Below are 12,965 nucleotides of genomic sequence, written 5' to 3' on the forward strand. Positions count from 1 at the left end.
ACGGCCCGGGGGCCGCACGCCTCGGGGTCGGTTCAGTAGACGAGATACAGCAGCACGTACACGGCGACGCCGAGGCCGAACGAAACGACCCACAGCACGGCCGCCACGCGACCGATCCGCTTGTGGGCGGTGTCGAACAGATCGGCGATCGGACGCGTCGCCGCGAGCGTGAGCACGTACACGACGAGCGGAACGCAGACGATAGCGAGGAGGATGTGCACGGCAAGCAGCGGGAGGTAGACGAACCGCTCGACGACCGCCGGGCCCGCGAAGTCGGTCGTCCCGAGAACGGCGAGCCGGTAGAGGTACATCGCGAGGAACGCGCCGAACAGCCCGGTCGAGGCGAGCATGAACCGTCTGTGGGTCTCGAAGTCGCGAGCACGGGCCGCCCGGACCCCGAGCGAGATCGTGGCGATCGCCGCGAGCGAGACGGCGGCGTTGAGCGTCGGGATCGCGTCGAGCACCGCGGGGGCCCGCGGAAGCGCCGAACCGGGGACGAGCCCCCCGACGACCGCGAAGACGAGACCGAGCGCGACCGCCGAGAGCGCCCCGGCGACGCCGAGGGTGTGCTCGCGCGCGAATCCGGTGACTCGACTACCAGACGACGGGGCGTCCGTGCTCATTGTCGGGGGGACGGACGGGAGGAGTAAAGCCGTTGTCCGATCGGCGAGACAGGGCGTCCCACGTCGGAGACGGCTGACTCTCGACGCGTGGGATCCCCTGGCGGATACTCGTCCGAATGGAAAGCCCTTTATCTGTAACCGGGATACATCGCAATGCGTACTGACGCACGATGCGTGGGTAGCCAAGCCAGGCCAACGGCGCAGCGTTGAGGGCGCTGTCCTGTAGAGGTCCGCCGGTTCAAATCCGGTCCCACGCATCTAACGGATGCGGACACGAGCGGATTTGAAGCAGGAGGCGCGGAACGCGCGACCGAGGTTCAAATCCGGTCCCACGCATCTCACGTGGTGCGGAACGCACCACAGGATGCAGGTGCTGTGCGCCCCTCGGGGCGCCCTACAGACAGCACCCACGCACAATCCTTCCGAACGCTACACCTCCACCGACGGGTGTCTCTCCGGATGTCGATCGTCTCGGAATCCCAGAGAGTAACGGTTTTCCGGGGAGCAACCGCCCTCACCTGGTATGCACGCGATCACCGGCTCCGGGTGGATAGAGGTTATCTCGGGGTCGATGTTCTCCGGAAAGACGGAGGAACTCCTCCGACGGCTTCGTCGCGCGGAGATCGCGGGCCAGGAGATCGCCGTCTTCACGCCCGCGCTCGACGACCGCTACGGCGAGACGACCATCGGAACCCACAACGGCCGCTCGTGGGAGGCGAGCGTCGTCGACAACGAGGGCGAGGGACCGTGGGACATCGCGGACGACCTGAACGGCGAGATGGTCGTCGCGGTCGACGAGGCGAACTTCTTCTCCGACGCGCTCGTCGAGGTCTGTCAGTCGTTGGCGGAGGACGACCGGCGGGTGATCGTCTCGGGCACCGACCAGACCTACCGCGGGGAGCCCTTCGACCCGCTGCCGGACCTGATGGCCGTCGCCGAGTACGTCGACAAGCTCCAGGCGATCTGCGCGGAGTGCGGGGAGCCCGCGACGCGCAACCAGCGGCTGATCGAGGGGGAGCCCGCTCACGTCGACGACCCCACGATCCTCGTCGGCGCCGAAGAGAGCTACGAGGCGCGCTGTCGGAACTGCCACGTGCTCCGGGACGACTGAGCAGGGTCTGGATCGACCGCCTTCGTGGTTATCCCGTGCTCGCCGAAGAGACCGCAACCGTCATGGCCGCGCCGTCGCTACGTCTGGTGTGACGACGTGGGTCGAGAATCCCGAGGGGGGACGGGCACGCGGACCGGTCGCGGTCGCGCGGGCGTGGGCCGAGGTGCTCGTTCGCCCGACCAGGTTCTTCCGGACCGGCGTCGCCCCCGGCGATCAGGCGCCGGGACTCGTGTTCGCCGTCTGCGTCGCCGTCGCGTTCGCCGGCGGCCGGTTCCTGCTCGACCCGTCAACGATCCCGACGGCGTTCGGCGGCCCGGTGATGTCGGCGGTCGTCTCGCTGTTGTTCGTGGCCGTGTTCATCGCGCCCGCGACCCTCCATCTGACGGCGGCGCTCCAGACGGTGTTGCTGATCGCGTTCGTGCGCGACCGCGCGGGGATCAGCGAGACCGTACAGGTGATCGCGTACGCGAGCGCCCCCTGTGCGCTCGCCGGCGCGCCGGTTCCGGCGCTTCGGGCCGCGTGTGCGCTGTACGGTGCCGGCTTGCTCGCGGTGGGGATCCGCGAGGTCCACGGGACGACGACGCGGCGGGCGGTCGCCGCGACAGTCGTGCCCGCGACGCTGGTGTTCGGCTACGGCTTCCGCGGCCTCGACGCGATCGCGACGCTGCTGACCCGGTGGTACATCATCTGACGGCGTCGCCGCAACCGAGTCGGAATCCGCGGCGAACGGATCGGAGCGAGCGAACCGATCGGGGCTATCCGGGAACGACGTGGCGGTCGTCCGCCGAGCGCGCGCGTCGGCGTTTCGACAACCGTTTTAGGCAGGGGCCACTCGCTTCACACAAATGGGTAAGTGTATCATCTGTGGTGCGTCCGTGGACGGACGCATCTGCTCCTCCCACGAGGAAGACGTCGTCTTCGAGTTCCGCGGCAACGACCCGAACCAGCTGAAGCCGAACCGATTCTACAGCGGCGTCGTCGACGGCTACGCCGACTTCGGCGTGTTCATCGACCTGTCGTCGAACGTCACCGGCCTCCTCCACCGCTCGGAACTGGACCGCCGGATCGAATCCCTCGACTGGGAGCCCGGCGACGAGGTGTTCGTCCAGGTAAAGAACGTCCGCGAGAACGGCAACGTCGACCTCGCGTGGTCCATCCGACAGGCCGAGCGCGAGTTCCGCGGCGTGCTCGTTCAGGAGGGAACACAGGAGGTCGAACCCGGGCCCGACGAGGACGACGACGACGACGGTGGCACCAACGGCGGCGTCACCCACAAGCCAACTCCGGACAAGCCGGGCGACGAGTCCGACGGCGAGTCCGATGCCGACGAATCCGAGGACGACGCGGGCACGACCGACGAGCAGCCCGCCGATGACGCCGGCGAGGCCGGCGCGGGCGCGGACGACGCCGGCCGCGCGACGACCCCCGAAAGCGACTCCGACGCCGGCGAATCCGACGGCGACGACATCGAGGCCGTTCGCGAACGGAAGCAGTCGACGCCCGACGGCGACGTCGAGCGCGTCGAGATCGGCACGCTCTCGGACCGCGTCGGCGAGACGGTCCGGATCGAGGGCGAGGTCGTCGGGGCCCGCCAGACGGGCGGCCCGACGGTGTTCGAGATGCGCGACGAGACGGGCGTCGTCGACTGTGCGGCGTTCGTGAAGGCGGGCGTCCGTGCGTACCCCGAGATCGAGGTCGGCGACATCGTCCGCCTCGAGGGCGACATCGAGGTCCGGCGCAACGAGATCCAGGTGGAGACGGAGGCGCTGGCGGCGCTGGAGGGAAATGAAGCCGCGGCGGTCGAACAGCGGCTCGCCGACGCGCTGAGCGACGAGGCACGCCCCGACGGCGTCGCGGCGCTGGGCGATCACCCGGCGGTCGACGCCGTCGGCGACGACCTGCTCGAGGCGGCCGAGTCGATCCGCCGCGCGGTCATCGAGTCGCGTCCGATCGTCGTTCGACACGCCGCCACCGCCGACGGCTACGTCGCCGGCGCGGCCGTCGAGCGCGCCGTGCTCCCGCTGATCCGCGAGGAACACGCCAAGAGCGACGCCGAGTACCACTACTTCACGCGCCGGCCGCTCGACGACCCCGTGTACGACATGGACGCGGCGACGAAGGACACCACCCGGATGCTGCAGGACCGGGACCGCCACGGCGAGCAGCTCCCGCTCGTGTTGCTCGTGGGGACGGGCTCGACCGTCGAGTCCGAGGACGGCCTCGACCTGCTTGGCGTGTACGACGCCGAGCGCGTCGTCGTCGACGCCGCGACCGCGGACCCGGAGATCGCCGACGCCGTCGCGACGCTGGTCAACCCGGGCCTCGCGGGCGCCGAGACGGCCGACCTGACCACGGGCGCGCTCGCGTCGGTGCTGGCGGCGACCGTGAACGGGGACGTGGCCGACGACCTCGCGCACCTCCCGGCCGTGAGCTACTGGGAGGGGACGCCCGAGGCGTACGCCGACCTCGCCGAGGACGCCGGCGTCGACGCCGGCCGCGTCACCGACCTCCGCGAGGCGATCGCGCTGGAGGCGTACTACCAGAGCTACCAGGACAAGCGCGAGCTCATCACCGACATCCTCTTCGACAGCGAGGGCGGCGACCTCGCGGGCCACATCGCGGGCCAGTTCCGCGAGAAGCTGGAGACGGAGCTGGACACCGCCGAGGCGAACATCGAGGAGCGCGAGGTCGACGGGCTCACGTTCGCGACGCTGGACGCCGACGCGTACAGCCACCGCTTCGACTTCCCGTCGACGACCCTGCTGGCGGACGAACTCCAGCGTCGCGGCGACCGCGACGCGACGGTCCTGTACGGCACCGACGAGCTGTACGTGCGCGCCGACGACGAGGTCGACGTGCGGGAGGCCGCCGGCGACGCCGCGATGGCGGTTCCGGACGCGAGCGTCACCGCCGTCGGCGTCCGCCAGGGCCGCATCGAGTACCTCGCGGGTCGCCGCGACGAGGTGACCGACGCCGTCGTCGACGCCGTCGCCGGGCAGCTGAACTGAGCGCGACTCGACCGCCTTCTGCGATAACCGTTCTCGAGGGGGAGCGACGCGTTTCTTCCTGTCCGTTGTGGCGCGTGCCGGCGAGCCTCCGTGCTCGCCGGACGCGCGCGAGGGATGAGCGACCGAGCAGCAGCGAGGGAGCGAATCGGTTGGGGAGGGCGTGGTTGCGGTCGGTCCTGTCGGGTGGGACTGAAAGGGGCTGCTGCTCTCGATAGGCGAGCCGACGCACGCACCACAGCGAACGAAGTGAGCGAGGAGCACAGCGAGGCGCAGCCATCGAGAGCAGCAGGGGCTTTCCCGGAAGATCACGTGGTTGTAGCAGTGACAATAGTTCCGGCAACAGAGAACGTCGATCCCCACGAACGAAACCCTTACCCACCGAACGCGACCACTCACACCCAATGAGCGGCACCGCGGAGCCGGACCCGGAGCTGTCCGAGTACGCCGAGGAGTCCGACGAGCCCGAGGCGTTCGAGCGCGCGTGCGCACACCTCGTCGAGCGGATCCTCGAGGGCGAGATCGACCGCGACGACCTCGAGTCCGCCAAGCTCGACGCCTGCTCGGCGTTCTCCTCCCCGAAGGTTCCGCAGAACACCGACCTGCTCCAGCGCGCCCCCGAGGGCCGCCGCGAGGAAGTGCGGGAGGTCGTCCGGCGCAAGCCCGTGCGCACCGCCTCGGGCGTGTCGCCGGTCGCGATCATGACCTCGCCGCACACGTGCCCGCACGGGAAGTGCCTCTACTGCCCCGGCGGGCCCGCCTCGGAGTTCGACTCCTCCCAGAGCTACACCGGGCACGAGCCAGCCGCGGCGCGCGGCCAGCAGAACGACTACGACCCCTACGGGCAGGTCACCCTCCGGCTGGAACAGCTCCGCCACATCGGTCACCCCGTCGACAAGGCGGAGCTGATCCTGATGGGCGGGACGATGACCGCCCGCTCGCACGACTACCAGGAGTGGTTCGTCAAGCGCGCGCTCCAGGCGATGAACGAGTACGACACCGACGCGCGGCCGAACCCCGCCGAGGGACGCAGCTTCGCGCAGGACCCGGGCGAGTACGACTTCGAGTACCTGGAGGACGTGAAATCGCGCAACGAGGAGGCCGACGTGCGCTGCATCGGGATCACCTTCGAGACCAAGCCCGATTGGTGCGACCCCGAACAGATCGACCGGATGCTGACGCTCGGCGGCACCAAGGTCGAGGTCGGCGTCCAGACCACCTACGAACGGGTCAACCGCGAGATGCACCGCGGCCACGGCAACCAGGCGTCGGTCGACGCGAACCGCAGGCTGCGCGATGCGGCGTTCAAGGTCGGATTCCACATGATGCCGGGCCAGCCCGGAATGAGCAGGGAGATGTGCCGGGAGGACTTCCGCCAGCTGTTCGAGAACCCCGACTGGCGCCCGGACTACCTGAAGATCTATCCGACGCTCGTCGTCCGCGGGACGCGGGTGTACGACTCGTGGCGCCGCGACGAGTTCGAGCCGCTGGACAACGAGGAGGCGGCGGATCTGGTCGCCGAGGCGATGAACGAGATCCCGAAGTACTGCCGCCTCCAGCGCGTCCAGCGCGACATCCCCGCCGACTTCATCGACGCCGGCGTCTGGAAGTCGAACCTCCGGCAGCTCGCCGAGCAGCGCGCCGCCGAGAAGGGGTACCAGCTCCGGGACATTCGCGCCCGGGAGGTCGGGCACAACGACGCCGACCCGCGCCCCGAGGACGTCGAGCTGGACGTGGTGACCTACGAGTCCGGCGGCGGGCTGGAGCACTTCATCTCATTCGAGGACACCGAGCAGGACCTCCTGGTCGGCTTCTGTCGCCTGCGGTTCCCCTCCTACTCCCACGCCGCGCCGGGTGCCGGGCCGGCCGCCGGCGGCGACGCGGTTCGCCGGGAGCTGACGGACGCCGCGCTCGTCAGGGAACTGCACGTGTACGGGTCGCCGGCGACGTTCGACGGCCCGGACGGAGCCGGACAGGGCGACGGGAACGGCCGCGACGGCGACTGGCAACACCGCGGGTACGGCCGGCGGCTGCTCCGGGAGGCCGAGGACATCGCCGCCGACGCCGGCTTCCCGAAGCTGTCGGTCATCTCGGGGATCGGCGTCCGCGGCTACTACCGCGACAAGCTCGGCTACCACCAGGACGGGCCGTACGTGAGCAGGCGGCTGTAACCGGAGTCGGGCCGTCGTGGGCGACCGCGCGCGACCGGGGAATCGCGTTCGATAGTCGCACCGCCGCGCTTTTCGGGCTCGTATCGTTTCTGCGCGTATGCAACTCGCCTTCCTCGCGACCCTCCGGGAGACCCTCGAGGGCTTCGTGACGGTCGAGGCCCGCCTCGCCGCGACCGCCGTGCTCCTCGCGGCCGCGGGGGTGACGGCACTCCTGCTCACACCGCGTGCGGTGCGGGCCCTCCACCGGCTCGTCCGCGACCGGGTGCTCGGCAGCGAGCGCGTTCCCGTGGAGGTGACGGAGTTCGACTGGCACCTTCCGGTGACGGGGATCGTCCGCACGCTCCAGTTCGCGGTGGTCCTGGCTACCGGCCTCGCGGCCCTGATCCTGTGGGGGTACGTGAACGTGGCGCTGGCGGCGGTGACGACGATGGCCGCGGCGCTGCCGACGCTCGGGAGGACGGTGACGAGCGTCGCGCTCGTCGCCGGCGCGCTGATCGCCATCGACGTGCTGGAGACCCGGCTCGACGACTACGCAGCCGAGTCGGACGCGATCAACCAACACCAGAAGGGGATCGTCTTCCGCGTGCTCCAGTTGACCGTGCTGGTCGCCGCCATCGTCGGCGGGCTCACGGTGTGGGGGGTCAATCTCGGCGGCCTGCTCGTCGGCGCGGGCTTCCTCGGCATCGTCGTCGGCACGGCCGCCCGCAGCACCATCGGCTCGCTCATCGCCGGCTTCGTGCTCATGTTCTCGCGGCCGTTCGAGTTGGGCGACTGGGTCGAGATCGACGGCGAGGAGGGGATCGTCGCCGACATCACCGTCATCAACACCCGGATCCGCACCGCCGGCGGCGAGGTGGTCGTCATCCCCAACGACCGCGTCGCGAACGCGACCGTCTCGAACCGGACGCGGCTGGGCCAGCTTCGCCTCTCGGTGGACGTGGGAGTCGACTACGAGGCTGACTTGGAGACCGCCGAGTCCGTCGTCGCGGACGCGCTCGCGGCCGTGAGCCACGTCGAGAACAACCCGCCACCGCAGGTGGTTCCGAAGTCGTTCGGCGACTCGGCTGTCGTGCTGGAGTGTCGCTACTGGATCGACACGCCCAGCGCGCCTAAACGCGCGCTGGCGACGGCGGCGGTCGTTCGCGAGGTGAAGGCGGCGCTCGACGAGGCGGGGGTCAAGATCCCGTATCCGCAGCGCGAACTGTCGGGCCGCGCGGAGACCGGGGGTTTCCGCGTCGCCGACGGCGAGGAGATTGGCTCCGCGGCCGTCGCCTCGCCGAACCCGTCGGGCGGCGACTGAGGTCCACGGTCGACCGGTGTCGGCAAGGTCGCCCCGGTGGAGACGCCCCCCTCGGCGGTTCGACATCGGACGATCGCCACGGCCGGTAGCTTTTGATGGACGCCGGTCGGTGTCGGGGACGTGTTCGAGGAACAGTTCGTCCGGCTCGTCGGCGCCGACCCCGTGATCCAGGCGCTCGTCGGCGGCGTCGTCATCGCCGGGATGAACATGGTCGGCGCGCTGCTGGTGTTGGTCGTCCGCGACCCGAGCAAGCGCGCGCTCGACGGCGCGCTCGGGTTCGCAGCCGGCGTCATGCTCGCGGCGTCGTTCACCTCCCTCATCGTCCCCGGGATCGACCTGACGGAGATCGTCGTGCCCGGCGTCCCCGCGACGGGGCTGCTCTCGCCTGTTCCGGTGCTCGCGGGCATCGGCCTCGGCGTGCTCGTGCTCGATCAGGCCGACCACTGGGTGCCGCACGTCCACGTGCTCGTCACGGGACGGGCCCGCCCAGACCAGACCGTCGTCGACGCGAAGGTCGCCTCGGTGATCCTGTTCATCGTCGCCATCACGATCCACAACATGCCCGAGGGGTTGGCCGTCGGCGTCGGCTTCGGCTCCGGGAACGTGGCGAACGGCCTCTCGCTCATGCTCGCGATCGGCCTCCAGAACGTCCCCGAGGGGCTCGCGGTGTCCATCGCCGCGGTCAACGCCGGCTTCGACCGCCGGACGTACGCCGTGCTCACCGGGATCCGGTCGGGGCTCGTCGAGATCCCGCTCACGGTGCTGGGCGCCGTCGCCGTCGCGCTCGCGGCGCCGGTGCTTCCCTACGCGATGGGCTTCGCCGCCGGCGGCATGCTGTTCGTCATCTCCGACGAGATCCTCCCCGAGACGCACTCGCGGGGCCACGAGCGTGTTGCGACGCTCGGAACGATGCTTGGTGTGGTGGTGATGCTGTATCTCGACGTGGCGCTAGCCGCTTGAGTTCGAACGAACGCGACGCAAGTCGTCCTCGTTCGCGACGCCGACTGGAAGGTGACCAGAACCGTGAACGAGACGACGCTGACCGCGAAAGCCCCACCCGGTTGCTGTCCGACGATCGTCGCCGCGGCGGTTCTCCTGCGGTCGTTGCCTCGGGCTCCCCTCGGACCGCGGCGGGGAGTCGGTAATCGTCGCACCGGGGGTCGACGGACGTTATTCCGCGCCGGCGACGTCGGCGATCGCGCCCGCCAGCACCCGGGTGGCCGCGGCGCAGTCTTCCCAGTCGGTCCACTCGCGAGGGTTGTGGCTGATTCCCTCCCGGGAGGGGGCGAACAGGAGGCTCGCGTCGGTCACGTTCGCGACGTGCATCGTGTCGTGGGCGGCGCCCGAGTGGAGATCGAGGGTGTCGATCCCGACGGCGTCGCCGGCGCGGTGGGCCGCCTCGCGGAGGCGTTCGGCCATCGGCGTCGGCCGGAGGTCGAACGGGCGTGCGAGCTCGGTCTCGACGCCGCGCTCGTCCTCGATACGCGCGAGGGTGTCGCGAACCGCGACGACGACCGCCTGCATCGAGTCGTACTCCACGTCGCGGATGTCGACGCCCGCCTCGACGCGGCCGGGCACGACGTTCGTCGCGTTCGGCGACACGTCGAGCGAGCCCACCGTGCCGACCGCCGAGTCGCTGCTCGCCTCGACCACGTCGTTCGCCGCCGCCTCCACGTCGAGAACGAGTTCGGCCGCGGCCGCGAGCGCGTCCGTCCGGTCGCGCATGTGGGTGGCGCCAGCGTGGTTCGCCTCGCCCAGGATCTCCACGTCGAGGTGGGTGATCCCCGTGATCGTCGTCACGACGCCGACGGGGACGCCGGCCTCCTCCAGGGTCGTGTCCTGCTCGATGTGCAGCTCGTAGAAGGCGTCCCACTCGCTCGCGTCGAGGCGACCCTCGCCGCGGAAGCCGATGTCCTCCAGTGCGTCCTCCAGGGTGACGCCGTCGTCGTCTGTGAGCGCGAGCGCCTCCTCGACGGTGCGCTCGCCGACGGCGACCGAGGAGCCGAGCAGGCCGTCGGCGAAGCGCTGGCCCTCCTCCTCGGTGAAACAGACGACGACCACCGGGCGGTCCGGGGTCGCGTCCGCCTCCCGCATCGCCCGAACCGATTCGAGGGCGGCGTACACGCCGAGCGGGCCGTCGAAGATGCCGCCCTCCGGCACCGAGTCGAGGTGGCTGCCGGCGGCGACGGGGGCGGCGTCGGGGTCCGCCCCGTCGGGGATCCAGGTGCCCGCGACGTTGCCGACGGCGTCGACGGTCACGTCGAGCCCGACGGCCTCCATGCGGTCGACGAGGTACTCGCGGGCGCGGCGGTTCGCCTCGGTGCCGACGAGGACGGTCCGCCCGCGGCCCTCGCCGGCGTCGATGTTCCCGAACGCGGCGGTCGCTTCGATGTCGTCGCGGAGGCGGTCGCCGTCGACGGTGAGGTTCATGGCTCCCGATTCTCCGCCGTCGGTGTTGGGTCTTTCCGAAGCGGGGATGTGGGCCGGGCGGGCGGAGATCGAGCGACCGGATCTAGCGCCCGCGATCGGTGGCGTCCGTGGCGCTCTCGCACGGTTCGACAAGACTTATTCGCGCCCCCCGGCACCGAACGCGTATGAGCGACATCGTCGTCACCCTGCCGGACGGCTCGGAGCTGTCCGTGCCGGAGGGTGCTTCCGTCGAGGACGTGGCGTACGAGATCGGGCCGGGACTCGGGAGCGACACCGTCGCCGGCGTCGTCGACGGCGAGCTCGTCGACAAGGCCGCGCCCGTCCACGACGGCGCACGGATCGAGATCGTCACCGACCAGTCCGAGGAGTACCGACAGGTGCTTCGCCACTCGGCGGCCCACGTGTTCGCGCAGGCGCTTCAGCGGGTGTACCCGGATGCGAAGCTCGCGATCGGCCCGCCGACGGAGGAGGGGTTCTACTACGACGTCGCCGGCGTCGACATCGACGAGGACGACTTCGCGGCCATCGAGGCCGAAATGGCCGACATCGTCGCGGCCGACTACGAGATCAGACGCCTGGAGGTGCCCCGCGAGGAGGCGCTGGCCGAGTACGACGATAACGAGTACAAGACGGAGATCCTGAACGAGGAGGCCGCCGGCGAGGACCCCGTCTCGGTGTACGAGCAGGACGACTGGCGCGACCTCTGTAAGGGCCCGCACGTCGAGTCGACGGGCGAGGTCGGCGCCTTCGAGCTGCTGTCCATCTCGTCGGTGTACTGGCGCGGCGACGAGGAGAACGACCAGCTGACGCGCGTGTACGGGACGGCCTTCGAGTCGGAGTCGGAGCTGGAGGAGTTCCTGAACATGCGCGAGGAGGCCAAGGAGCGCGACCACCGCAAGATCGCCCGCGAGATGGATCTGTTCTCCATCCCGACGGTCACCGGCCCCGGGCTGCCGCTGTACCACCCGGCGGGCAAGACGATCCTCTCGGAGCTGGAGGGGTACGTCAACGACCTCAACGACGAGGCCGGCTACGGCGAGGTCGAGACGCCGCACGTGTTCCGGACGGAGCTGTGGGAGCGGTCGGGCCACTACGACAACTACCAGGACGACATGTTCCTGTTCGACGTGAACGACGAGGAGTACGGCCTCAAGCCCATGAACTGCCCGGGGCACGCGACCATCTTCGACCAAGGATCGTGGTCGTACCGCGACCTCCCGGTGCGCTACGCCGAACACGGGAAGGTGTACCGCAAGGAGCAGCGAGGGGAGCTGTCCGGGCTGTCGCGCACCTGGGCGTTCACCATCGACGACGGCCACCTGTTCGTGCGCCCCGACCAGATCGAAGCCGAGGTGCGCAACGTGATGGACGGCATCGAGCAGGTGCTCGACACCTTCGATCTGGACGTGTCCGTCGACCTGGCGACGCGCCCCGAGAAGTCCGTCGGCGGCGACGAGGTGTGGGAGCAGGCGGAGTCCCAACTGGAGTCGGTGCTGGAGTCCTCCTCGCTGGAGTGGGGGATCGAGCCCGGCGACGGCGCGTTCTACGGCCCGAAGATCGACTTCTCGTTCGAGGACGCGCTCGGTCGCTCGTGGGACGGCCCGACGGTCCAGCTCGACTTCAACATGCCCGAGCGGTTCGACCTGACGTACACGGGCGAGGACAACGCCGAACACCGCCCGGTGATGATCCACCGCGCGCTGTACGGGAGCTACGAGCGCTTCTTCATGGTGCTCATCGAGCACTTCGGCGGCGACTTCCCGTTCTGGCTGGCGCCCGAGCAGGTCCGGATCCTCCCCATCTCCGACGACAACCTCGGGTACGCCCACCGCGTGAAGAACGAGCTCTCGGAGTTCCGCGTCGAGGTCGAGGACCGCGACATGACCGTCGGGCGGAAGATCCGCGCGGCCCACGACGACCGCGTGCCGTACATGGTCGTCGTCGGCGGCGACGAGGAGGAGGCCGGCACCATCTCGGTTCGGGACCGCTTCGAGAACGAGCGCAACGGCGTCGACCCGAGCGCGTTCGTCGAACACCTCCGCGGCGAGGTCGACGAGCGGACGGTCAAGCCCGACTTCGTCACCGACCACGAGGAGTAACGGCCGCGCCACAGCCGCGGCGGCAACAGGTTTTCTTCAGAGGCGACCGCCGACACTACAGCCACAGGTCAGTTCTCGGATCGACGCCGACAGCGACGGCGACGCCCTCGCGTCGGATCGGCTCCGGATCGGATGCAAGTATCACGGCCACCACACCGTGGTAACATTTAACACCACATCTCTCATACGCTCGGTCGATGGTCGGACGGTCCTTCGTCTGTCGCGA

9 protein-coding genes and 1 tRNA gene are annotated in these 12,965 nt (G+C 69.9%); 8 read left to right on the forward strand and 2 right to left on the reverse strand.

The annotated features are described in order from the left end of the window. Nucleotides 1-32: 32 nt before the first annotated feature. The gene (locus tag K6T36_RS01805; protein WP_222922337.1) at nt 33-623 is read right to left on the reverse strand and encodes a DUF420 domain-containing protein; all 591 of its coding nucleotides are present in this window, start codon (nt 621-623) and stop codon (nt 33-35) included. Between the two features lie 172 nt (nt 624-795). On the opposite strand from K6T36_RS01805, the gene K6T36_RS01810 reads away from it, so the two are divergent. The 7 genes from K6T36_RS01810 (at nt 796) to K6T36_RS01840 (ending at nt 9,170) form a co-directional block, all read left to right on the forward strand. After that, nucleotides 796-880, forward strand: a tRNA-Leu gene (locus K6T36_RS01810). A gap of 266 nt (nt 881-1,146) precedes the next feature. Beyond that, the gene (locus tag K6T36_RS01815; protein WP_222922338.1) at nt 1,147-1,734 is read left to right on the forward strand and encodes a thymidine kinase; all 588 of its coding nucleotides are present in this window, start codon (nt 1,147-1,149) and stop codon (nt 1,732-1,734) included. An 88-nt stretch (nt 1,735-1,822) separates the two neighbouring features. After that, nucleotides 1,823-2,425 (forward strand): YIP1 family protein, encoded by a 603-nt coding sequence (locus K6T36_RS01820; RefSeq protein ID WP_222922339.1) that lies wholly within the window; start codon nt 1,823-1,825, stop codon nt 2,423-2,425. A 154-nt stretch (nt 2,426-2,579) separates the two neighbouring features. Beyond that, nucleotides 2,580-4,742 (forward strand): DHH family phosphoesterase, encoded by a 2,163-nt coding sequence (locus tag K6T36_RS01825; protein ID WP_222922340.1) that lies wholly within the window; start codon nt 2,580-2,582, stop codon nt 4,740-4,742. 401 nt (nt 4,743-5,143) lie between these two features. Beyond that, on the forward strand, nt 5,144-6,910 hold the full coding sequence (locus K6T36_RS01830) for a tRNA uridine(34) 5-carboxymethylaminomethyl modification radical SAM/GNAT enzyme Elp3 (protein WP_222922341.1): 1,767 nt from the start codon (nt 5,144-5,146) through the stop codon (nt 6,908-6,910). A gap of 97 nt (nt 6,911-7,007) precedes the next feature. Then, the gene (locus K6T36_RS01835; protein ID WP_222922342.1) at nt 7,008-8,210 is read left to right on the forward strand and encodes a mechanosensitive ion channel family protein; all 1,203 of its coding nucleotides are present in this window, start codon (nt 7,008-7,010) and stop codon (nt 8,208-8,210) included. Nucleotides 8,211-8,330: 120 nt separating this feature from the next. After that, nucleotides 8,331-9,170, forward strand: a complete 840-nt coding sequence (locus tag K6T36_RS01840) for a ZIP family metal transporter (RefSeq protein WP_225935159.1) — start codon at nt 8,331-8,333, stop codon at nt 9,168-9,170. A gap of 210 nt (nt 9,171-9,380) precedes the next feature. Here K6T36_RS01840 and K6T36_RS01845 read toward each other — a convergent pair whose 3' ends face one another. Beyond that, nucleotides 9,381-10,640 (reverse strand): M20 family metallo-hydrolase, encoded by a 1,260-nt coding sequence (locus tag K6T36_RS01845; RefSeq protein ID WP_222922343.1) that lies wholly within the window; start codon nt 10,638-10,640, stop codon nt 9,381-9,383. A gap of 164 nt (nt 10,641-10,804) precedes the next feature. Here K6T36_RS01845 and thrS point away from each other — a divergent pair, with 164 nt between their 5' ends. Then, nucleotides 10,805-12,739 carry a threonine--tRNA ligase gene (gene thrS, locus K6T36_RS01850; protein WP_222922344.1) on the forward strand — a complete coding sequence of 645 codons (1,935 nt, stop codon included), beginning with the start codon at nt 10,805-10,807 and terminating at the stop codon, nt 12,737-12,739. Nucleotides 12,740-12,965: the final 226 nt, after the last annotated feature.

Source organism: Halobaculum roseum (genome assembly GCF_019880245.1).
GTDB lineage: Archaea > Halobacteriota > Halobacteria > Halobacteriales > Haloferacaceae > Halobaculum > Halobaculum roseum.

What these genes read in the sequence shown, in the direction of transcription:
- K6T36_RS01805 (WP_222922337.1), bottom strand. Translation starts at nt 623, where the DNA reads ATGAGCACGGACGCCCCGTCGTCTGGTAGTCGAGTCACCGGATTCGCG.
- K6T36_RS01815 (WP_222922338.1), top strand. Translation starts at nt 1,147, where the DNA reads ATGCACGCGATCACCGGCTCCGGGTGGATAGAGGTTATCTCGGGGTCG.
- K6T36_RS01825 (WP_222922340.1), top strand. Translation starts at nt 2,580, where the DNA reads ATGGGTAAGTGTATCATCTGTGGTGCGTCCGTGGACGGACGCATCTGC.
- K6T36_RS01830 (WP_222922341.1), top strand. Translation starts at nt 5,144, where the DNA reads ATGAGCGGCACCGCGGAGCCGGACCCGGAGCTGTCCGAGTACGCCGAG.
- K6T36_RS01835 (WP_222922342.1), top strand. Translation starts at nt 7,008, where the DNA reads ATGCAACTCGCCTTCCTCGCGACCCTCCGGGAGACCCTCGAGGGCTTC.
- K6T36_RS01845 (WP_222922343.1), bottom strand. Translation starts at nt 10,640, where the DNA reads ATGAACCTCACCGTCGACGGCGACCGCCTCCGCGACGACATCGAAGCG.
- thrS (WP_222922344.1), top strand. Translation starts at nt 10,805, where the DNA reads ATGAGCGACATCGTCGTCACCCTGCCGGACGGCTCGGAGCTGTCCGTG.